This is a genomic window from Streptomyces bullii, from assembly GCF_042657145.1.
Taxonomy (GTDB): domain Bacteria; phylum Actinomycetota; class Actinomycetes; order Streptomycetales; family Streptomycetaceae; genus Streptomyces; species Streptomyces bullii.
The window spans coordinates 346,144-367,443 of record NZ_JBHSNY010000002.1; the positions used below are offsets into that span (position 1 = coordinate 346,144).

At 70.9% G+C, this 21,300-nt stretch carries 15 protein-coding genes; 9 read left to right on the forward strand and 6 right to left on the reverse strand.

Annotated elements, in window-relative coordinates:
- Positions 1-55 precede the first annotated feature (55 nt).
- Both ACFPZJ_RS05720 and ACFPZJ_RS05725 read right to left on the reverse strand, forming a co-directional pair.
- Positions 56-826: a response regulator gene (locus tag ACFPZJ_RS05720; protein WP_381018093.1), complete on the reverse strand. Its 771-nt coding sequence runs from the start codon at positions 824-826 to the stop codon at positions 56-58.
- A complete protein-coding gene (locus ACFPZJ_RS05725; RefSeq protein ID WP_381018096.1) occupies positions 823-2,460 on the reverse strand; it encodes a sensor histidine kinase in 1,638 nt (545 codons plus the stop codon). Before ACFPZJ_RS05725 ends, ACFPZJ_RS05720 begins: the two co-directional genes overlap by 4 nt.
- Positions 2,461-2,689: 229 nt before the next feature.
- Here ACFPZJ_RS05725 and ACFPZJ_RS05730 point away from each other — a divergent pair, with 229 nt between their 5' ends.
- The 3 genes from ACFPZJ_RS05730 to ACFPZJ_RS05740 are packed head-to-tail and all read left to right on the forward strand — an operon-like array spanning position 2,690 to position 5,710.
- Positions 2,690-3,676, forward strand: a complete 987-nt coding sequence (locus ACFPZJ_RS05730) for a Bug family tripartite tricarboxylate transporter substrate binding protein (RefSeq protein WP_381018978.1) — start codon at positions 2,690-2,692, stop codon at positions 3,674-3,676.
- On the forward strand, positions 3,676-4,215 hold the full coding sequence (locus tag ACFPZJ_RS05735; RefSeq protein ID WP_381018099.1) for a tripartite tricarboxylate transporter TctB family protein: 540 nt from the start codon (positions 3,676-3,678) through the stop codon (positions 4,213-4,215). The genes ACFPZJ_RS05730 and ACFPZJ_RS05735 overlap by 1 nt, the downstream gene beginning before the upstream one ends.
- A gap of 1 nt (position 4,216) precedes the next feature.
- Entirely contained in the window at positions 4,217-5,710 is a 1,494-nt protein-coding gene (locus tag ACFPZJ_RS05740) for a tripartite tricarboxylate transporter permease (protein WP_381018102.1), read from the forward strand.
- 200 nt (positions 5,711-5,910) lie between these two features.
- Here ACFPZJ_RS05740 and htpG read toward each other — a convergent pair whose 3' ends face one another.
- Together htpG and ACFPZJ_RS05750 are read right to left on the reverse strand one after the other, a co-directional pair.
- Entirely contained in the window at positions 5,911-7,812 is a 1,902-nt protein-coding gene (htpG, locus tag ACFPZJ_RS05745; RefSeq protein ID WP_381018105.1) for a molecular chaperone HtpG, read from the reverse strand.
- Positions 7,813-8,050: 238 nt separating this feature from the next.
- Positions 8,051-10,219 carry a glycoside hydrolase family 36 protein gene (locus ACFPZJ_RS05750; RefSeq protein ID WP_381018108.1) on the reverse strand — a complete coding sequence of 723 codons (2,169 nt, stop codon included), beginning with the start codon at positions 10,217-10,219 and terminating at the stop codon, positions 8,051-8,053.
- A 117-nt stretch (positions 10,220-10,336) separates the two neighbouring features.
- Here ACFPZJ_RS05750 and ACFPZJ_RS05755 point away from each other — a divergent pair, with 117 nt between their 5' ends.
- From ACFPZJ_RS05755 to ACFPZJ_RS05775, 5 genes are all read left to right on the forward strand, one after another.
- Positions 10,337-11,374 carry a LacI family DNA-binding transcriptional regulator gene (locus ACFPZJ_RS05755; RefSeq protein WP_381018111.1) on the forward strand — a complete coding sequence of 346 codons (1,038 nt, stop codon included), beginning with the start codon at positions 10,337-10,339 and terminating at the stop codon, positions 11,372-11,374.
- 64 nt (positions 11,375-11,438) lie between these two features.
- Positions 11,439-12,773, forward strand: coding sequence for an ABC transporter substrate-binding protein (locus ACFPZJ_RS05760; protein WP_381018113.1), 1,335 nt, complete (start codon positions 11,439-11,441; stop codon positions 12,771-12,773).
- Between the two features lie 2 nt (positions 12,774-12,775).
- Positions 12,776-13,699: a carbohydrate ABC transporter permease gene (locus ACFPZJ_RS05765; protein WP_381018116.1), complete on the forward strand. Its 924-nt coding sequence runs from the start codon at positions 12,776-12,778 to the stop codon at positions 13,697-13,699.
- On the forward strand, positions 13,696-14,520 hold the full coding sequence (locus ACFPZJ_RS05770; protein WP_381018119.1) for a carbohydrate ABC transporter permease: 825 nt from the start codon (positions 13,696-13,698) through the stop codon (positions 14,518-14,520). Before ACFPZJ_RS05765 ends, ACFPZJ_RS05770 begins: the two co-directional genes overlap by 4 nt.
- A gap of 88 nt (positions 14,521-14,608) precedes the next feature.
- Positions 14,609-17,074 carry a CBM35 domain-containing protein gene (locus ACFPZJ_RS05775; RefSeq protein ID WP_381018122.1) on the forward strand — a complete coding sequence of 822 codons (2,466 nt, stop codon included), beginning with the start codon at positions 14,609-14,611 and terminating at the stop codon, positions 17,072-17,074.
- Positions 17,075-17,131: 57 nt separating this feature from the next.
- On the opposite strand, the gene ACFPZJ_RS05780 is transcribed toward ACFPZJ_RS05775, so the two are convergent.
- Together ACFPZJ_RS05780 and ACFPZJ_RS05785 are read right to left on the reverse strand one after the other, a co-directional pair.
- A complete protein-coding gene (locus tag ACFPZJ_RS05780) occupies positions 17,132-17,866 on the reverse strand; it encodes a class F sortase (protein WP_381018125.1) in 735 nt (244 codons plus the stop codon).
- Between the two features lie 119 nt (positions 17,867-17,985).
- Positions 17,986-18,918, reverse strand: a complete 933-nt coding sequence (locus ACFPZJ_RS05785) for a hypothetical protein (protein ID WP_381018128.1) — start codon at positions 18,916-18,918, stop codon at positions 17,986-17,988.
- Between the two features lie 866 nt (positions 18,919-19,784).
- Between ACFPZJ_RS05785 and ACFPZJ_RS05790 the strand changes: the two genes are divergently transcribed.
- Positions 19,785-21,239, forward strand: coding sequence for a glyceraldehyde-3-phosphate dehydrogenase (locus ACFPZJ_RS05790; protein ID WP_381018131.1), 1,455 nt, complete (start codon positions 19,785-19,787; stop codon positions 21,237-21,239).
- The last annotated feature ends 61 nt before the right edge of the window (positions 21,240-21,300 follow it).

The window sequence follows — 21,300 nt, forward strand, 5'->3', positions numbered from 1 at the left end:
CGCTGCGCGGCCCGCGGGGTCAGCCTGCTCCGCATCTCATCCCGGTACCGCTCGTCTAGGCACGGGCCTCGCCGCTGGACTGGAGGGGCGTGCCCGGGCCGCGGAAGCGGTAGCGGCGTTCCGGGCGGCCCGCCACCCCGTAGCGCAGGGACACCTCCGCGCTGCCGATGGTGTGGAAGTGCTCCAGGTAGCGGCGGGCGCTGACGCGGGAGACGCCGGTCAGGTGGGCGCACTCGGTGGCGGACAGGGTGCCGTCGGCCTCGCGGAGGGTGCGTTCGATCAGCTCCGCGGTCTCCACGCTCATGCCCTTGGGCAGCACGGGCACGGCCGCCGCCGCTCCGGCCGCCCCGGCCAGCACCCGGTCGACGTCGGCCTGGCTGCGCACCACCGTGCCGAGCAGCCGGCCGCGCTGGGCGGCGTACCGCTCCAGCCGGGTGCGCAGGTCCTGGAACTCGAACGGCTTGAGCAGGTAGTCGACGACGCCGTGCCGGACGGCACCGCGCACCGTCTCGGCCTCCCGGGCCGCGCTGATCACCATGACGTCGCAGTCGTGGCCGGCGGTGCGCAGCCGGGGGATGACGTCGAGGCCGAAGAGGTCCGGCAGGTACAGGTCGAGCAGGACGAGGTCGGGGCGCAGTTCGTCGACGGCGGCGACGGCCTGCTCGCCGGTGCTGGCGACGCCGACGACCCGGAACGGCTCGACCCGCTCGACGAAGGTGCGGTGCACGCGGGCCACCATGAAGTCGTCGTCGACGACGAGCACGTCGATCCCGTCGGGCGCGTCCGTGGCTTCGGGCGCGCCGGACGCGTCGGGCGTTCGGGTCATGGGGCCGCTCCTTCCGCCACCGCGTCGGTGAGGTGGCTGACGGTCATGCGTGCGGTGAACATCGCCCCGTCGGGCGTGTTGGTCACCGAGATCTCACCGCCGTGACGTTCGCAGACCAGGCGGGTGAGCGCCAGGCCGATGCCGCGTTCGCCCTCTTGGGCGGCCTTGGTGGTGAAACCGTGCGAGAACACCTCGCGGGCGAGTTCGGGAGCCACGCCGGGCCCGGAGTCGCGTACCACGATCTCCACGCTGGAGGCGTCCTGCCGCAGCTCGACCTCGACCCAGGCGTTCTGGTCGCCGTCGTGCGGGGCGGCGGCGTCCACCGCGTTGTCGACCAGGTTGCCCACGACGGTGGCCACGTCGGCGGCGTCCTCCGGGGCGAGCCGCTCCAGGGCGGTGCGGTCGGAGATGCGCAGGCTGACCTTGCGTTCGGCCGCGAGCGAGGCCTTCGCCATGAGCAGGGCGGCGATCGCGGTGTCGCGGACGCGGCGGCTGAGGGTGACGTCGAGGGACTGCCGGCGCTGGTTGAGGGCGCGGATGTAGCGGACCACCTCGTCCTGCTCGCCGATCTGGATGAGCCCGGAGATGGTGTGCAACTGGTTGGCGAACTCGTGGGCCTGGGCGCGCAGCAGCTCGGAGGAGCTGCGGAAGGAGCCGATCTCCCGCTCCAGGCGGGCCAGTTCGGTGCGGTCGCGCAGGGTGGTGACCGAGCCGAGCGGGCGGCCGTCCTTGCTGACGGTCATGCGGTTCATCACCAGGACCCTGCCACGGCGGATGACGACCTCGTCCCGCTGGTCGCGGGTGGCGCCCGACAGCACGTCCCGCAGCCGTCCGTCGACGCCGAGGGATTCCAGGCTCTGCCCCACGCAGTCCTCGGGCAGGTCGAGCAGGCGCCGGCCCATCTCGTTGACGAGGGTGAGCCGGTGCTGCGGGTCCAGGGCGACCACCCCCTCGGCGATCCCGTACAGCATGGCCTCGCGGTGCTCGGCGAGCCCGGCGATCTCGCGGGGTTCCAGACCGAGGGTCTGCCGTTTGACGCGCCGCGCGAGCAGCCAGGAGCCGGCCACGCCGAGCCCGCTGGCGATGCCCAGGTAGGCCAGCAGATAGGAGGAGGCGCCGCTCAGGCGCTGCCACACCGTCGGGTCGGTCTCCCCGACCATCACCGTGCCCAGGTGCCGGCCGAGGTTCTCCTGGGTCGCCCCGAGGACCGGCACCTGCGCCACGAGCTCGCGGCTGCCGTCCAGGGTCAGCTGCCCCGACCAGCCGCGGCCGCGCGCGGCGCCCTGGCCGAGGGGCAGCCGGTCACCGATCACCGTGGGGTCGGTGGAGCTGACGATGCGACCGCCGGCGTCCGCCACCGTCACCGAGGTGACCCCGGACTGGGTCTGGGTGGAGTTCACCAGCGTGGCCAGGGCCTCCCGGGGCGCGGGCCGTACGAGCTGGCTGCGCACCAGGGCGGTGGCGGCCAGCTGCTCGGCGAGCGCGCTCACCCGGCGGCCCTCGACGCGGTTGAAGGTGGCCTCCGACTGGGCGAGGGAGACCGCGGCGACCGCCAGCAGCACCATCACGACGATGGCGAGCTGCAGCACCAGCATCTCGCCGGCGAGGGTCTGGCGACGGAACGTTGCGGCCACGGCGTACTCAATCTCTCGTGCTCTCCTGCCGGGGTCGCCCCATCATGGCGTCCACCTGCGGAAAGGGAAAGAGAGGTGCACGCGCCGGCCGGTGACCACAAAGACCAGAACCTCCGTTGGTTCCGCAAGAGAGACACCCCGCCGGGGCGCGGGCACCATGTGGCCCACGTCACCCGCTCCCCCACCGGGTTTCCCGTACACATCGACCGACCGACAGGTGGTGGCACTCGTGCGCCTGCGCACCCCCCTCGCCCTGCTCGGGGCCGCCGTGCTCGTGCTCGTGGGTCCGCCGCTGCTGACCGCCGGCAGCGGCGCCGAGACCGGCACACAGATCCCGGGCCTGCGCTTCATGGTTCCCAACACGCCCGGCGGCGGCTACGACATCACGGCCCGTACGGCCGCGAAGAACGCCGAGGACGCCGGGCTGACCCACAACATCGAGGTGTTCAACCTGCCCGGTGCGGGCGGCACCGTCGGCCTGAGCCGGCTGGTGAGCGAGCACGGCAACGGCAAGCTCGCCATGTCCATGGGTCTCGGCGTGGTGGGCGCCGTCCGCTCCAACGACGCCCCGAAGACCCTCGCCGACACCACCCCGATCGCCCGGCTCACCGAGGAGCAGGACGTCGTCGTGGTCGCCAAGGACTCCCCGTACCGGACGATCGACGAGCTGATCGGCGCCTGGAAGAAGAACCCGGGCAAGCTCCCGGTGGGCGGCGGGTCGTCGCCCGGCGGGCCCGACCATCTGGCGCCGATGCTGATGGCGCAGGCCGCCGGGATCGCGCCGAAGCGGGTCAACTACATCCCCTTCGACGGCGGCGGCGAACTCCTCGCCTCGATCCTCGGCAACAAGGTCGCCTTCGGCGTCTCCGGCGTCGGCGAGTACCTGGACCAGATCAAGGCCGGTGAGCTGCGCGTGCTGGCCGTCACCGGCCCCGAGCGGGTCGACGAGCTGAAGGACGCGCCCACGCTGAAGGAGTCCGGCTACGACGTCAACTTCACCAACTGGCGCGGCATCGTCGCCCCGCCCGGCCTGACCGACGCCGAGCGCGACAAGCTGGTCCGCCTCGTCGAGAAGCTGCACGAGTCGGACGAGTGGCAGAAGTCCCTGCGGCAGAACGGCTGGGACGACGCCTTCCTCACGGGGGACAGGTTCGGCGCCTTCCTGGACGCCCAGGACAAGCGCGTGGTGTCGGTGCTGAAGGAGCTGGGACTGTGATGACCACTCAGACGGACATTCCCCCCGCCGAGGCGGGAGCCGAGCGCCGCTCGTGGCTGCGCGAGCACTCCGAGCTCGGCGTGTGCGCCCTGCTGCTGGCGCTCGGCGTGCTCGTCCTGACGGACGCGCTCACCATGGACGTCGACATCGCCCAGCGCGGCCCGGTCGGGCCGACGACCGTGCCCGTCGTCGTCGGCGCCGGGCTGCTGGTGATCGCCGCGCTGCTCGCCGTCGACGTGCTGCGCGGCGGGCGTGGCCAGGCCGAGACGGGTGAGGACATCGACCTGTCCGAGCCCGCCGACTGGCGCACGGTGCTGCTGCTGGCCGGGGTGTTCCTCGGCGCGGCCGTCCTCATCGAACCGCTCGGCTTCCCCATCGCCGGAGCGCTGCTGTTCTGGGGCGCCGCCTACGCCCTCGGCAGCCGCAGAACCGACCGCGACCCGCTCATCGCGGCCGTCCTCTCCCTGGTCACCTACACCGTGTTCAACAACCTGCTCGGAGTGCCGCTGCCCGGCGGTCCGCTGATGGGAGTGCTGTGACATGAACGCCCTCAACTCCCTTCTGGACGGCTTCGGGACGGCCCTCACCCCGATCAATCTGCTCTGGGCCGCGATCGGTGTGCTGCTCGGCACCGCGATCGGCGTCCTGCCCGGCATCGGGCCCGCGATGGCGGTGGCGCTGCTGCTGCCGGTGACGTACGGGCTCGACCCGATCGGCGCGTTCATCATGTTCGCGGGCATCTACTACGGCGCGATGTTCGGAGGCTCCACCACCTCCATCCTGCTCAACACTCCCGGCGAGAGCGCCGCCGTGGTCGCGGCCATGGAGGGCAACCCCATGGCCAAGTCCGGGCGCGGCGCACAGGCCCTGGCGGCGGCCGCCATCGGCCACTTCGCGGGCGGCATGGTCGGCACGGTCCTGCTGGTGGCGCTCGCCCCGACGGTCGCCGAACTGGCCGTGGACATCGGCGCGCAGGACTACTTCGCCATCATGGTGCTGGCGTTCATCGCGGTGACGTCGGTGCTGGGCTCCTCCCGCGTCCGGGGCCTGGCGTCCCTGCTGATCGGCCTCACGCTGGGCCTGGTGGGCCTGGACCAGATGACCGGCCAGCAGCGCCTGACGTTCGGCTCCCTCCAGCTCGCCGACGGTATCGACGTCGTCATCGTCGCGGTCGGTCTCTTCGCGATCGGCGAGGCCCTGTGGGTCGCCGCCCATCTGCGGCGCAGGCCGCCCGAGCCGATCCCGGTGGGCCGGCCGTGGCTGGGCCGCGACGACGTGAGGCGCACCTGGAAGTCGTGGGCGCGCGGCCCGTTCATCGGCTTCCCGTTCGGCGCGGTCCCGGCGGGCGGCGCGGAGATCCCCACCTTCCTGTCATACGTGACGGAGAAGCGCCTGTCGAAGCACAAGGACGAGTGGGGCAAGGGCGCCATCGAGGGCGTCGCCGGACCGGAGTCGGCGGCATCGGCCTCGGCGGCGGGCACGCTGGTGTCGATGCTGACGCTGGGCCTGCCGACCACGGCGGTCGCGGCGGTGATGCTGGCCGCGTTCCAGCAGTACGGCATCCAGCCCGGCCCGCTGCTCTTCGAACGCGAACCGGACCTGGTGTGGGGCCTGATCGCCTCCCTCTTCGTGGGCATGGTGCTGCTCCTCGCGCTGAACCTGCCGCTGGCGCCGCTGTGGGCGAAGCTGCTGCGCATTCCTCGGCCGTACCTGTACGCGGGGATCCTGTTCTTCGCGGCGGTCGGCGCGTACGCGGTCGGCGGCGAGGTGATCGACCTGGTGACCCTGCTGATCATCGGCCTCATCGGGTTCGGCATGCGGCGTTACGGCCTGCCGATCCTGCCCGCCGTGATCGGCGTCATCCTCGGCCCGAACGCCGAACAGCAGCTGCGGCGCGCGCTGCAGATCAGCGACGGCAGCCTCACGGGCCTGGTGAACACGCCGTTCGCGGTGACCGTGTACGCGGTGATCGTGGTGCTGCTGGCCTGGCCGCTGCTGAAGAAGGCGGTGACGCGGGGCCGCGCCGAGGCCTGAGCCCCTCACCGCGGCACCCGCTCCAGGGTGCCGTCGGGCAAGCGGATCTCCACTTCCCCGTTCCCGGCGACCCGGACGCGTGTTCCTGAACAACGCGCGTCCGGGTCGCCGTCACGTCCGGGGCGGCCCTGACGGGAGTCGGCGCGCCGCGCGTCCGCCTGCCGTGCGGTATCCGTCCCGCACGGCAGGCGGACATGCCTTTACAGGGTGCGTTCCAGGCGGTCCGCCACCAGCTTGACGAACCGTGCGGGCTCCTTCGGCTGGCCGCCCTCGGCGAGCACCGCCAAGGCGTGCAGCAGTTCGGCGGTCTCGGCGAGCTCCGCCTTGTCCTCACGCTCCTTGTAGGCCTGGTTGAGTGTCTTGACCAGCAGGTGGTCGGGGTTGAGCTCCAGGATCCGCTTGGTGCGCGGCACCTCCTGGCCCATCGCCCGGTACATGTTCTCCAGCGCCGGGGTGAGGTCGTGCGCGTCGGAGACGAGGCAGGCCGGAGACGTGGTCAGGCGCGCGGACAGGCGCACTTCCTTGACGTCCTCCTCCAGCCGCTCCTTCATCCAGCCGAGCAGGCCGCCGTACTCCTCGGCCTGCTTCTCCCGTTCACCGTCCTTCTTCTCCTCCCCCTCGGCGCCGAGGTCGATCTCGCCCTTGGCCACGGACCTCAGCCGCTTGCCCTCGAACTCGCCGACGGCGTCGACCCACACCTCGTCGACGGGGTCGGTGAGCAGCAGCACCTCGATGCCCTTGGCCCGGAAGGCCTCCATGTGCGGGGAGTTCTCGATGCTCTGCCGGGAGTCGCCGGTCAGGTAGTAGATGTCCTCCTGCCCGTCCTTCATCCGCTCCACGTAGCCCTTGAGCGTGGTCGGCTCGTCGTCGGCGTGCGTGCTGGCGAAGGAGGCGACGGCGAGGATCGCGTCACGGTTCTCGGCGTCGGTGACCAGGCCCTCCTTCAGCACGGCGCCGAACTCCCGCCAGAAGGTGGCGTACCGGTCGGTGTCCTTGGCCTTCATGTCCTTGACCGTGGACAGGACCTTCTTCGTCAGGCGGCTGCGCATCATCCGGATGTGCCGGTCCTGCTGGAGGATCTCCCGGGACACGTTCAGCGAGAGGTCCGCCGCGTCGACGACGCCCTTGACGAAACGCAGGTACGGCGGCAGCAGCTCCTCGCAGTCGTCCATGATGAAGACGCGCTTGACGTACAGCTGAAGGCCGCGCTGGTAGCCCTGGGTGAACAGGTCGTGCGGGGCGTGGGAGGGGACGAACAGCAGGGCCTGGTACTCGAAGGTGCCCTCCGCCTGGAGCCGGATGGTCTCCAGAGGGTCGCGCCAGTCGTGGCTGATGTGCTTGTACAGCTCGTGGTACTCGTCGTCGGTGACCTCCTCGCGCGAGCGCGCCCACAGGGCCTTCTGCGAGTTGAGCGTCTCGGGCTCGGGCGTCTCGTCGCCGTCGCCGGCCTTCTGCGGGACCAGCCGGATCGGCCAGGTGATGAAGTCGGAGTACCGCTTGACGATCTCCTTGATCTTCCAGGTGACCGTGTAGTCGTGCAGCTGGTTCTCGGGGTCCGCCGGCTTGAGGTGCAGGGTGACGGCGGTGCCCTGCGGGGCGTCGTCGACGGTCTCCAGGGTGTAGGTGCCCTCGCCGCGGGACGACCAGCGGGTGCCCTGGCTCTCGCCGGCGCGCCGGGTCAGCAGGGTCACCTCGTCGGCCACCATGAAGGCGGAGTAGAAGCCGACGCCGAACTGGCCGATCAGCTGGTCGGCGCCCGCCGCGTCCTGGGCCTCCTTGAGCTCCTGGAGGAATGTGGCCGTGCCCGAGTTGGCGATCGTGCCGATGAGCTGTCCGACCTCGTCGTACGACATTCCGATGCCGTTGTCCCGCACGGTGAGGGTGCGGGCGTCCTTGTCGATCTCGAGCTCGATGTGGAGGTCGGACACGTCGACGTCGAGCGTGTCGTCCCGCAGCTTCTCCAGGCGCAGCTTGTCCAGTGCGTCGGAGGCGTTGGAGACGAGCTCGCGCAGGAACACGTCCTTGTTCGAGTAGACCGAGTGGATCATCAGCTGCAGCAGCTGACGGGCCTCTACCTGAAACTCAAACGTTTCGGTCGGCATGGTTCGCGATTACCTCACGGGTCCGTAAGTCGCCGGAACTGGTGGTTGTCACTGTAAAACAGCATGTCAGTCCGGGTCGCCCCATCGACGAACGCGCGCGTTCACTCCTCGGCCGGCTCCCCGCACGGAGGGCGTCGCGGCGGGTACTTCTCGGCCCATTCCCCGAGCTCCCGCGGGGCACGGCCCGGCCTCGGTGAGCCGGGGCCGGGGTCGGGACGCCCGGGGCGCAGCAGGTCCGCTACGCCTCCACGGTGAGCCGGATCAGCAGCACGCCGGGCGTGCGCGGCAGCGACACCACCAGCCCCTCGTCGTCCCGGACGGCCGAGCCGGCGGCCGGGCCGGACGGGTGCAGGATCTCCGCGCGGACCTCCCGGCCCGCCGCGTGAGGCACCGGCAGACGCAGCTCCGCCGCCCCGCCCCGGCGCCAGACGGAGAGGTACGACGTACGGTCGCCTGCCACGCGCAGGCCGAGGGCCAGCCAGTCGTCGGTCCACCCGGGCAGGCCGAGCGGCCAGAACGGCACGGCCCGCGCGAGGTCCGCCCGGATCGCCTTGTACACGGCCACCGCGTCCCGGACGAGGCCGAGTTGGCGCGCGGACATGCGGTCGAGATGTCCGGACAGGTGGATCCGGCCGAGCAGCGCACCACCGAGGGTGAAGGCGATCAGGTCGTCGTCGTACTCGGGCTGCGGGTAGGCCCACACCGCGCCCTGTTCGGGCGGGACCGCGCTCGGCGCGGCGGCGGCGATGGGCGGGTAGCGCAGCGGGTCCTGCTGGTCGCTGGTGGACTGGAGCTGGGCCACGGCGAGGGTGGCCCCGTCCATCCGCATCCCGCCCGAGGCGCAGTTCTCGATCACGAGCCCGGGGTGCCGGTCCAGTACGCCGGACAGCCAGTCGAGGTAGGCGTGGGCGTGGCCGAGCAGGCCCGCTCCGGGTGCCAGGTCCGTGGGGGCGCAGGTGCCCGGGTCGACCACGATGTTGTAGTCCAGCTTGAGGTAGCCCACGCCCCAGTCGCCGACGATCCGGTCCACCGTCTTGTCGAGGTGGGCGCGGGCGGCCGGGTGTCTCAGGTCGAGCTGGTGGCGCCCCTGTTCGGCGATGCGTACGCCGTCGCGCTGGAAGAAGGCCTCCGGCGGGAGCTGAGCGGCGACCGGGCTGCGCACCCCGACGACCTCGGGCTCCAGCCAGAGGCCGGGCACCATCCCGCGCTCCCGGATCCGGTCCAGGACGGCCCGGATCCCGCCGTCGGGGAAGCGGCGCGCCGAGGGCAGCCACTCGCCGACGCTGTCCCACCAGCCGCGTGTGTCGTCGTCGTACCAGCCGGAGTCGACGCAGAAGTACTCCGCGCCCGCCTCGGCCGCCGCGTCGATCAGCGGCAGCAGCTTCGCCGTCGTCGGGTCGCCCATCAGGGTGTTCATGTAGTCGTTGAAGACGACGGGGAGCTCGGCGTGGTCGGGGTGCGGGCGGCGGACCGCACGGCGGTACGTGGTCAGGGCGCCCAGCGCCGCGTCGAGTCCCGTCCCGAGGGCCAGCGCCGCCGGCACGGTGGTGAGCTCCTCGCCCGGCGTGAGGCGGACCCGCCACTGGTGTGCGGCGTCCGTGGGGCCGTTCACCGCCAGACAGGTGCCGTGCGCGCGTTCGCTCAGGTCCCAGCGCCAGCCGGCCGGGGACTCGACCTGCCACACCCAGGCCCGGCCGGCGCCGCGTTCCGTCAGCGCGCCCATCGGCAGGTGCCCGTCGCAGGGCCAGCTGCCCCGGCCCGTGAGGACGAGGGCGGCGCGGCTGTCGTGCTGGTGGGCGTCGGCGTTGATGTCGGCGACGGTGCCGCGCAGCGGCTCGCTGTACCAACGGCACTCCGCGAGCCAGTCGTTGCGGGCCCGGTGCACGTCGAGGACGTCCGGGGACGGCAGACCGCCGAGCAGCAGACTGCTGACGGACTGGACGACGAGGGGCTCCGTGCCCTCGTTGCGGAGCCGGACGCGGGAGCGGAGCACCGGCAGCCCGGTCGGTGAGGACAGCTCGGCGAACGCCGTCAACCCGGTCGCCGCGTCGTGGAGTTCGACGGTCAGCCACTCGATGGAGCCGTGTCTGCCGGTGCGGTGGCCCCGGTAGGTCAGTCGGCTCCCGAGGGCGGTGCCGGTGAAGCGCGGGCCGGACCAGCCGCTGCCGTGACCGAGCGCGGTCAGCTCCACCAGCGGGAGGGCGGACTCGGGACCGGCGGAGCGCCCCTGGCCCAGGGGGGTGCCCTCGCTGCCACCGAGTGGGGAGTGCGGCGGACCGAGCCCCACGAGCCGCGGTGTTCCGTCGGTGGCGACCGCGAACTCGGCCCGCAGGGCCGAGTGGCCCCAGCCGAACACCCGGTGTGGCCGGCCGGAGCCCTCCCGCGACACATCCGCCGTACCGGTCAAGGTGCCTCCCCCTCCCGACCCGCCCTGCCCGCGGCGCCGCAGGCGGCCCGGGTCAGTCGCGTGGATCCCTCGTCACGGTCTCTTGACGACCGTTGTGTGACCGGTCACAATCCTCGCATGAATGTGACCGGTCACACAAGGCGCCCGGCGAGCATCCGGGACGTCGCGACCGCCGCGGGGGTCTCGTACCAGACCGTCTCCCGGGTGATCAACGGCCACCCCAGCGTCAAGCCGTCCACGCGGGAACGGGTGCTGGCGGCCATCGACGAGCTGGGCTTCCGGCGCAACGCCACCGCCCTCGCCCTGGCCAGCGGCCGCAGCCGGGCCGTGACCGTGCTCACCGCCAACACCACCCACTACGGCTACGCCTCGATCCTCCAGGGCATCGAGGAGGCCGCCCGCGCCGCCTCCTACGCCGTGGGGATCGGGGTCCTCGAATCGGCCGAGGAGGCAGCCGTCGCCGCCCAGGTGCAGCGGGCGACGGACGCGGGCGGCGGGCTGATCGTGATCGCCTACGATCCGGCCGGTGTCCGGGCGCTTGGCGCCGTCCCCGCCGGACTGCCGGTGGTCGGCGTGGTCGAGACCCCGGCGAGCCCCCCCGGCGACGACCGCCCCTGGGTGTGGACCGACGACCGTGAGGCTGCCTACCAGGCGACCCGCCATCTGCTCTCCCTCGGCCACGCGACCGTGCACTACGTCGCCATCCCGTCCAGCACCCGTCGCACCAGCGCCCGCACCAGCGGCTGGCGGCAGGCGCTGAAGGAGGCGGGCGCTCCCGAGCCCCGTCCAGTGCAGGGCAGCTGGGGCCCGGCCGGCGGCCACGCGGCGGGCCGCAAGCTGGCCGGTGACCCGGCCGTCACCGCGATCCTGTGCGGCAACGACGACCTCGCGCTCGGGTTGCTGCGCGCCCTGCACGAGGCGGGCCGCGCGGTGCCCGGCGAGGTGAGCGTGGCCGGGTTCGACGACGCCCCGCACTCCGCCTATCTGACCCCGGCGCTGACGACCGTACGCCTGGACTTCACCGGCCTCGGACGGGCCGCGTTCGCCCTGCTGCACGGGGCGGTGGAGGAGTCCGCGCGAGTCGCCCCCCATCCCGTCTCCGTGCCGGAGCTGGTGGTGCGGGAGAGCTCGGGCCCGCCGCCCGACCGCGCCTGAACTGCCCGTGCACGCCTCGCTGCTGAGTCCTGCCCCTGAACCGCCCGTTCTCGAAAGGCACGTGATGCAGACAAGAGCTCTCCCCGCCCTGGCGCTGATATGTGCCCTCGGCCTGGCCGCCACCGCGTGCAGCGATCCCACCGCCGGGGACTCCGGTTCGGGCTCCGGTGCGGACGCCGGGCGGACGGCGGTCAACCCCACCGCCCGTCTGGACGGCGTGAAGCTGACCATGTGGACCGCGCAGAACACGGTCAACGCGCCCCGGCAGGTCATCGACGCCTTCGAGAAGGCCACCGGCGCGAAGGTCGAGACGCAGGCGATCCCTGACCTGTACGAGCAGAACGTGCCGACGAAACTCGCCTCCGGCGACCGCCCGGACCTGATGTTCTGGCAGCCGTCGATCTCGACACTGCCCTTCGTCCAGCCGAAGCAGAACCTCCTCACCCTCGACGGCGAGCCGTGGGTCTCCAGGCTCGGCGACACCGAGAAGTCCCTCGGCGTCATCGACGGCAAACGCTACGCGGCGATCGTCACCAGCCCCGCGATGCTCGGCGTCTACTACAACAAGGACGTCTTCCGGCAGGCCGGACTCACCGAGAAGGACTTCCCGACCTCGTACGACGACCTGCTGGCCCTCGGCCACAGAATCGTCGACCGGACGGACGCGGCGGCCTTCTACGAGGCCGGCGGCGACAAGTGGCCCCTGCAGTGGCAGATGCAGGTCCAGCTCACCGACCTCGACGAGCGGTGGTGGGCGGACCTGAACGCCAACAAGGAGAAGTGGACCGACCCGGTCGTCGTCGGCGCCGTCAAGAAGTACAAGGAGAAGCTGCTCGACGCGGGGCTCGCCCAGAAGAACCACCGCACCGGCACCTTCACCGGGCAGGCCGACGCGCTGTGGAAGGGCGAGGCCGGCATGGTCCTCAACGTCACGTCCTTCCAGACCCAGTTGCAGGCCAAGTACTCCACCGCCGAGATCGACCGGAAGATCGGCTGGTTCCCGGTCGCCAACTCCTCGGCCACCGGCCTGTACTCCCCCGACCAGACCAACGGCGTCGTCGCCTTCAAGACCGGTGACGAGAAGCGGCAGAACGCGGCGCGGCAGTTCCTCGCCTTCTGGCTCGGCCCGGACTACCCGGCCTACATCAAGACGATGAAGATCCCGTCCGTGCAGCCGTCCGTGCCCACCCCCGACGGCCTGCCCGAGACCTCCAAGGCCCAGGTTTCGGCCCTGCCCCAGGCCATCGGCGTCTTCCAGGCCAAGGCGATCGTCGCCCCGGACACACACCTCTACCTCGCCGACATGATCTTCGGCAAGAAGAGCCCGCAGCAGGTCGCCCAGGCCATCCAGGACCAGTTCGCGCAGGTGGCCAAGGCCCAGGGCGCGCCCGGGTTCTGACCATGGCGGACACGGTCGTACGCACCCGCAAGCAGCCCTCCGCGCAGGGCACACCGAAGAGCGTGGGACGGCTCCCGCGCGCCGCCGTGCACCACCCCTGGTGGTTCGCGCTGCCCGCGATCGCCGTCTTCGCGGGCTTCTTCCTGGTGCCGAACCTGCTGAACTTCTACTACCCGTTCACCAACTGGTCCTCGTACCACGCGGACATCGCCTTCACGGGCCTGGACAACTTCCGGACCATCGCCGACGACGGCTCGCTGCTGCGCGCGATCCGTACGACCCTGCTGTACGCCCTGCTGGCCGCGCTGTTCCAGAACGGCTTCGGGCTGGCGCTGGCGCTGCTGCTGGAGGACGACACCCGCTTCAACCGGTTCTTCCGTGCCGTGTTCTTCCTGCCGGTGCTCATCTCGGCGCTCGCCACCGGCTACGTCTTCCAGGCCCTGCTCGACCAGGACGGCGCTCTGAACTCCCTCCTCGGCACGGACATTCCGTGGCTGGGCTCCACGACCTGGACGCTGGTGATCGTCACCCTCATCCACGGCTGGAAGTGGATGGGCCTGTCCATGCTGATCTATCTGGCCGGGCTCAAGGGCATCCCCGGCGACATGCTGGAGGCCGCGCGGATGGACGGCGCCGGGCCGTGGCGGACGTTCTGGTCGGTGCGCCGGCCGATGCTCGCCCCGGCCGTCACCTTCAACGTCACCACGGCGCTGATCGGTTCGATGAACACCTTCGACATCGTGCAGGCCACGACGGGCGGAGGTCCCGCCGCCTCCACGGAGGTCTTCAACATCTACATGTTCCGGATCTTCGGACAGGGCCTGTACGCCCAGGCCTCGGCGATGAGCCTCGTCCTGTTCCTGGTCGTGGTCGCGGTGGCGATCCCGCTGGTCATCGGCCTGAGGCGAAGGGAGCAGATGCTGTGACCCCGGTGTGGCGGTACGGCCGCCCGGCCCTCGTCGTCCTGCTCGCGGGGCTCGCCGTCGGCGTCCCGCTGTGGCTGGTCGCCGTCACCTCGGCCAAGCCGCAGGCGGAGGCCATCCGGCCGAACCTGGACCTGCCCCGGCACTGGCAGCCCGCGGGCAATTACATGGACGCCGTCAGCGAGGGCGAGATGCTGCGCGGCTTCCTCAACTCCCTGCTGGTCGTGGTGCCTTCTGTGGTCCTGGTGCTGATCCTCGGGGCGGGCGCCGCCTGGGTCTTCGCCCGCCGCACATCCAGGCTGGTCTCGGCGGCGTACGCGCTGTGCGTCAGCGGACTGCTGCTGCCGCCCGCCGTCATCACCATCGTGATGGAGCTGCGCCAGCTCGGGCTGGCCAACACCCGCCCCGGCATGATCGCCGTCTACACCGGCATGTACCTGTCGACGTCGATCTTCTTCATGACCGGTTTTATCCGCGCCCTTCCCCTGGAGCTGGAGGAGGCGGCGCGGATGGACGGGGCGAGCCCCGCACGGATCTTCTGGCGGATCGTCCTTCCCCTGCTCAGGCCGGTGATCGCCACCGCGACGATCATGGTGATGCTCTACGCCTGGAGCGACGTCTTCTACGCCTTCTTCGTCCTCGGCGGCGGCGAGCGGGCCACCCTCCCGCTGAACCTCTACCAGGTCGCCGGCGCCCAGCTCTACCTCAACAACTGGCATCTCGTCTTCGCGTACGTCGTGGTGATGAGCCTGCCGATGGTCGCCGTGTTCCTCGTCGGCCAGCGAAAGATCGTGTCCGGAATCACCAGTGGAGCCGTCAAATGACCGGAGGTCCAGCAGCGTGATCACCCCCGCCCGCACGAGATCCCGCACCAGAAATGCCTTGCTCACCGCCGTACTTGGAGTCACCGCCATGGCAGGCACCCTCCCCGCCGCCGGACCCGCCTCCGCCGCCGAACCGCAGCGCCTGACCGTCGACCTCGCCTCCTCCGAAGGCCCGGTCATGCTCGGCGCCAACGGCGCGCTGTACGGGCTCAGCGACGACGGGGTGCCCAGCGACGCCGCGCTGGAGCCCCTGAAGGTCACCAGCATCTCTCAGAAGCCGGAGGGCGGCGCCCAGCACCCCAACGGTGACGCGCTGACCGTCTCCAAGGCGTTCTTCCGCAACGGCGGCGGCGAGATCAACGTGATGATGCAGGACGTCTACGCCAAGTGGCCGTACGAGGACCTCGGCATCGACGACTACCTCCCCAAGGTCGACAAGATCGTCAAGGAGGTCTCGGCGGACCCGAACAGCGACCGGTTCGTCTACATCCCGTTCAACGAGCCCGACCAGATCTGGTACCACCTCGGCGTCTCCGACCAGGCCACGTACGAGAAGAACCGCGACCGGTTCTTCAAGGACTGGAAGACGGTGTACCACCGCATCCGCGCCATCGACCCCGCCGCCCGGATCGCCGGCCCCAACGAGGCCGCGTACCACACCCGTCTGCTGAGGGACTTCCTCGCCTTCGCCAAGCGCGAGAACGTCCTCCCCCAGGTGATGACCTGGCACGAACTGGGCTCCGGCTCGCTGCGCGACTTCCAGGCGCACTACGACGACTACCGCGGGCTGGAGCGCGAGGCGGGCATCGCCCCGCTGAAGATCAACATCGACGAGTACGCCAACCGCCGTGACCTGTCCGTGCCGGGGCAGCTCGTGCAGTGGGTCTCGATGTTCGAGCGCAACAAGGTGTACGCCAACATGGCCTACTGGGACGCCGCGGGCAACCTCAGCGGCCATGTGGTGCGCTCCAACATCCCCAACGGCGGCTGGTGGTTCTTCCGCTGGTACGCGGGCATGACCGGCGACACGGTCAAGGTGACCCCGCCGCGGCCGAACACCGTCGACACCCTCCAGGGCCTCGCCTCCCTCGACACCTCCCGCCGCCAGGCCCAGGTGCTCCTCGGCGGATCGGCCGGCGACTCGGACGTGGTGGTGAAGAACGTCTCCCCGTCCGTCTTCGGCCGGACGGTCACCGCGACCGTCGCGGAGGCGGCGTGGTCCGGTTACGAGGGGCAGCACGCGACGCCGCGCGTCCTCACCCGGACCAAGGTGACGGTGGCGGACGACGGCTCGGTGACCGTCCCGCTGCGCGGCATGCACAAGATGTCGGCGTACCGGATCGTCCTCACCCCGGGCGGCTCCGGCACCCCCTCTCCCGCCTCCGTCCCCTGGTCGGCGTCGTACGAGGCCGAGGACGCGGCCCTCACCGACGGCAAGGTCTACACCCAGGGCACGGTGAGCAACGCCAACGGCTACGCGGCCTCCGGCACGAAGGACGTCGGCTCGCTCAACCAGCCCACCAGCAAGGTCGCCTTCACGGTGACGGTCCCGAAGACGGGGACGTACGACCTGGCGATCCTGTACGGCAACCAGTCCGGCGGCCCGGCCACCCAGAAGCTGTCCATCGACGGCGGCGACCCGGTCACGGTCACCTACCCCTCCACCGAGAACTGGACCTACCGCGCCAAGAAGGACGTCACCGTCCGCCTCACGTCCGGCTCCCACGTGCTGACCCTGGCCAAGGGCGACGCCGAGGTCACCCTCGACCGCATCGACCTGACGACGCGCACGGGCGAGCCGTCCGCGTCCTACGAGGCCACGCTGGCGGACATCGGCGGCAGGCCGTCGTACGACTACTCCTCCTCGGCGGGAGTGGGCACCGGTGCCCTGGTGCTGCGCTCCGGCGACCGTGCGGTCTTCGACGTGTACGCCCCGCGCGACGGCTACTACACGGTGGTGCCGCGGGCGTCGGCGGCGGTGCGGCTCGCCCTGCACGGCGAGACGGTGACGGCGGCGCCGGGCCGTCCGCTGCGGCTTTACCTGGTCGCGGGCAACAACCGCGTCACCCTGACGGCGCGGCACGCCGCCGTCCGCTCCCTCGACGTCTCGGGCTCCGGCTCGACCGCCGGCACACTGTCCTACGAAGGCGCCTCGGCCACCCTCGCGGGCGGAGCCGAGCTCGTCGACTCGCCGCACGCCTCCGCCGGCTCCTTCGTCGGATGGCTCGGCGACAGCCCGTCGAGCACCGCCACGTTCACCGTGGACGCGCCGAGGTCCGGCCGCTACCTGCTGGTCGTCCACTACGCGCACGACGAGCGCCGGGACAACGGCCACGCCTACAACACGGACATCATGTCCCGTACGGCGGACATCACCGTGGGCGACGGCGCGCCGGTGAAGGCCACCTTCAAGAACACCTGGAGCTGGGACGACTACTGGACGCTGGGCGTCCCCGTCGACCTGGAGAAAGGCTCCAACACGGTGACGTTCGGCAACCCGACCGCGTGGGCGCCGAACATCGACCGGATCGAACTGGGCCGGGTCCTCGGCTGAGCGCACCGCCGCTCGCCCCGTACGGACGTGTCCCGTACGGGGCGAGCGGCGTCGGTGTCAGACCAGGTGGGCGAAGACCACGAGGTTCTCGGTGTAGTCCCGGGCCTTGCGGTCGTAGGCGCCGGCGCAGGTGATGAGCCGGACCTCGGCCCGATCGGCGTCGGCGTACACGCGATCGTCGGGGAAGCGGTCCTTCTCGAACGACTCCGTGTCGTCGACCACGAAGGTGGCCCTGCTGCGGTCGGCGCGCAGCACGTGGAACCGGTCCCCCTTCTTCAGCTCGCTCAGCCGCACGAACACGGCCGGTGACGTCGCCGTGTCCACGTGGCCGGCGATGATCGACGTGCCCGGCTCACCGGGGGAGGCTCCCTTGGCGTACCAGCCGACGAGGTTGGTGTCGTGGGCCGGCGGAGCGTCGAGCTGGCCGGAGCGGCCGATGGCGAGATCGGTGAAGGGCGCGTCGACGGCGATCTTCGGGATGAGCAGACGGGTGGGCCGGGAGCGCGGGAGGTGCTTGCCCACGGGGCGTGCCTCGTCCGCCCGGCGGGGCGGTTCCGCCTGCCGGGAGTCGTCCGCCCGGCGCGACTCCTGCGCCGGGCCGGCCGGCAGCTGGACCGTCGCGGCGGCCGGCGGTGAGGAGTCGGCGTCCGACGAGTCGTCACCGCCGCCGATCAGGTTGACCGCCAGGATCAGGGCGATCACGCTCCAGAACAGCACCGCTATCCCGCGGCGGCGTCGGCGGGGCGTCGGCGTCGGGTCGTGGTCGGGAGCGGCAGGGGGGTTGGCTGCCATCGGACACCACCTCACTCGGGCACGGCAGCGGACACGACACGCGGGAGGGCGAGCCGGGCCGCCGCGACACGGGGTGAGCGTGCTGCGGCGGCCACGGCGGCTATGTGACCGGGCATCGGTCAGGCCAGGCCTTGGGCTGCCTTCTTACGCCGCAGCGCGTAGAGGCCGGTGCCCATGACCGCCAGGACGGCGAGTCCACCCGTGGTGACGCCGGTCGAGCTGAGCGCGCCACCTCCGGTGTGCATACCACCGCGGGGCTTCTCACCCTTCCAGGAGTCCCCGTCGTGCTTGTAGGACTCCTTGTCCTTGCCGCTCCAGGACTCCCCGCCGCCGCTCTTGTCCTTGTAGGTCTCCGAGTCGTACTTCGGGTCCTTGCTGCCGCTCCAGTCGTCGTTGTTCACCGAGGTCAGGGCTCCGCCACCGGTGTGCATGCCACCGTGCGGCTTGCCGTGCTCGTCCTTGTACTTGTCCTTGTCCTTGTCCTTGTACTTGTCCTCGTCCTTGTACGAGTAGGAGTCCTCCTTCTTCGACTCCTTCTCGCTGCCCCAGTCGTCCGCGGACACGGACGTCAGCGCCCCGCCACCGGTGTGCATGCCACCGTGCGGCTTCTCGTGGTCGCCCTTGTCCTTGTCCTTGTACTTGTCCTCGTCCTTGTACGAGTAGGAGTCCTCCTTCTTCGACTCCTTCTCGCTGCCCCAGTCGTCCGCGGAGACCGACGTCAGCGCCCCGCCACCGGTGTGCATGCCACCGTGCGGCTTCTCGTGGTCGCCCTTGTCCTTGTCCTTGTACTTGTCCTCGTCCTTGTACGAGTAGGAGTCCTCCTTCTTCGACTCCTTCTCGCTGCCCCAGTCGTCCGCGGAGACCGACGTCAAGGCCCCGCCACCCGTGTGCATGCCACCGTGGGGCTTGTCGTGGTTGCCGTGTTTGTCGTGCTCCTTGCTGGAGGAAGAGTCTTCGTGGTCCCACCAGACCGTCGCGGAGGTGGTGGGGGCGGCGATCGCCAGCGCGGCGGTGGCCGTCGCGGTGGCGAGCAGCATGCGGGCAGAGCGCATCTGAGAGTCCTTCCGTCGCAGCCGCGTAGCTGACACTTCATCAGCCGACCTGTCGCGACCCCGACGTGAATTACCGTCAGGCATTCCGGACATTCGCACCATCCGGGACGTTCACTCGGGTTACGGCGACACCCGGTCGGCGGCATGGAACCCCTGGCCGGAGGAGCTTCGGTGCAGGTCGGAAGGCCTGTGGCCACGACTGCACGGGCAGCCACTCGTGGGGGTGCGCCAGCGGCTGAACCGGCTCGGGAGACCCTGTGCGGGGATGCTGGCCCCGCACTGACGGGGGCAACAGGGGCGGCGGGGTTGGCCGGGCGACAGCGGCACCAGGGGGACGAAGGCCGGGGAGCGTGGTTTCCGCTGGTCAGGGGTCCAGGCGGGCCGTGCCCCGGCCACCGCTGCCGAAGCGTGCACCGGCGACTGGACCCGCCTCCCGCTCTCCGTCACCTCACGCCCGTGCTCGCCCTGCGAGCAAGGGGCACCGGGCCGCAGCCCACCTACGAGCCCTGCAGCCCAGCCCCACGACGGACTGCGCCTCGACGGACCCTGACCGCTCACCGCCGACGCGGTGCGCCGGTTCACCCCGGCGCCACTTCCGCCCTACGGCCCTCCCCCGCCTCGGACACCGGCGCCGCGCCGCAGGCAACCGGACGGGACGCCGTGCCGCCGGCGGCCCACGGGCCGCCCGCCGCACTCCGGCCGAGGGAGGACAGCTCGGCGATCGGCCATCGGCAACGGATCTCAGAGGGTGGCCGACCCTTGCACCTCCCTCTTTTCAGGGCATCGCACCCGAAAAGACCCTCCGCGCAGACCCGAATCGGCGTGCGGTTAGCATATGAGCGCCGCCTAGCTCGAAAGATAAGCCTGTGACTGTCAACGACGACTCGTTCACCAACTGGAAGAACCGCGAGGAGATCGCGGAGTCGATGATCCCGATCATCGGGAGGCTGCACCGGGAGCGGGACGTCACCGTCCTCCTCCACAGCCGCTCCCTGGTGAACAAGTCGGTGGTCAGCATCCTCAAGACCCACCGATTCGCCCGGCAGATCGCCGGTGAGGAACTCTCCGTCACCGAGACCCTGCCGTTCCTCCAGGCCCTCACCGCCCTCGACCTGGGCCCGTCCCAGATCGACATCGGCATGCTGGCCGCGACGTACAGGAACGACGACCGCGGTCTGACGGTGCACGAGTTCACCGCCGAGGCCGTCGCCGGTGCCACCGGAGCCAACAAGATCGACCGCCGCGAGCCCCGCGACGTCGTGCTGTACGGCTTCGGCCGCATCGGCCGGCTCGTGGCCCGCCTGCTCATCGAGAAGGCCGGCTCGGGCAACGGCCTGCGGCTGCGCGCCATCGTGGTGCGCGGCGGCGGGGGGCGGGCCGGTGAGGACCTCGTCAAGCGCGCCTCGCTGCTGCGCCGCGACTCCATCCACGGCCAGTTCCAGGGCACGATCACCGTGGACGAGGCGGCCGGCACGATCGTCGCCAACGGCAACGAGATCAAGGTGATCTACGCCAACGACCCGTCCGAGGTCGACTACACGGCGTACGGCATCAAGGACGCCATCCTCATCGACAACACCGGCAAGTGGCGCGACCGCGAGGGCCTGTCCGAGCACCTGCGCCCGGGCATCGACAAGGTCGTGCTGACCGCGCCGGGCAAGGGCGACGTCCCGAACATCGTGCACGGCGTCAACCACGACACCATCAAGCCGGACGAGCAGATCCTGTCCTGCGCGTCGTGCACCACCAACGCCATCGTTCCGCCGCTGAAGGCGATGGAGGACGAGTTCGGCGTGCTGCGTGGCCACGTGGAGACGGTTCACTCGTTCACCAATGACCAGAACCTGCTGGACAACTACCACAAGTCCGAGCGCCGGGGCCGCTCCGCTCCGCTCAACATGGTCATCACCGAGACGGGTGCCGCCTCCGCCGTCGCCAAGGCGCTCCCCGACCTGAAGGCGAAGATCACCGGCAGCTCGATCCGCGTCCCGGTGCCCGACGTCTCGATCGCGATCCTCAACCTGCAGCTCGCGCGCCAGACCACCCGTGAGGAGGTCCTCGACTACCTCCGGGACGTCTCGCTGACCTCGCCGCTCAAGCGTCAGATCGACTTCATCAGCGCCCCCGACGCGGTCTCGAGCGACTTCATCGGCTCCCGCCACGCCTCGATCGTCGACGCGGGCGCCACCAAGGTGGAGGGTGACAACGCGATCCTCTACCTCTGGTACGACAACGAGTTCGGTTACTCGTGCCAGGTCATCCGTGTCGTGCAGCACGTCTCCGGGGTGGAGTACCCGACCTTCCCGGCACCCGCGGTCTGACCCCCCGACCGGTCCGGGGCCGGGCTCCTGACCGGTCCCGGACCGGGCTCCCAACCGGTCC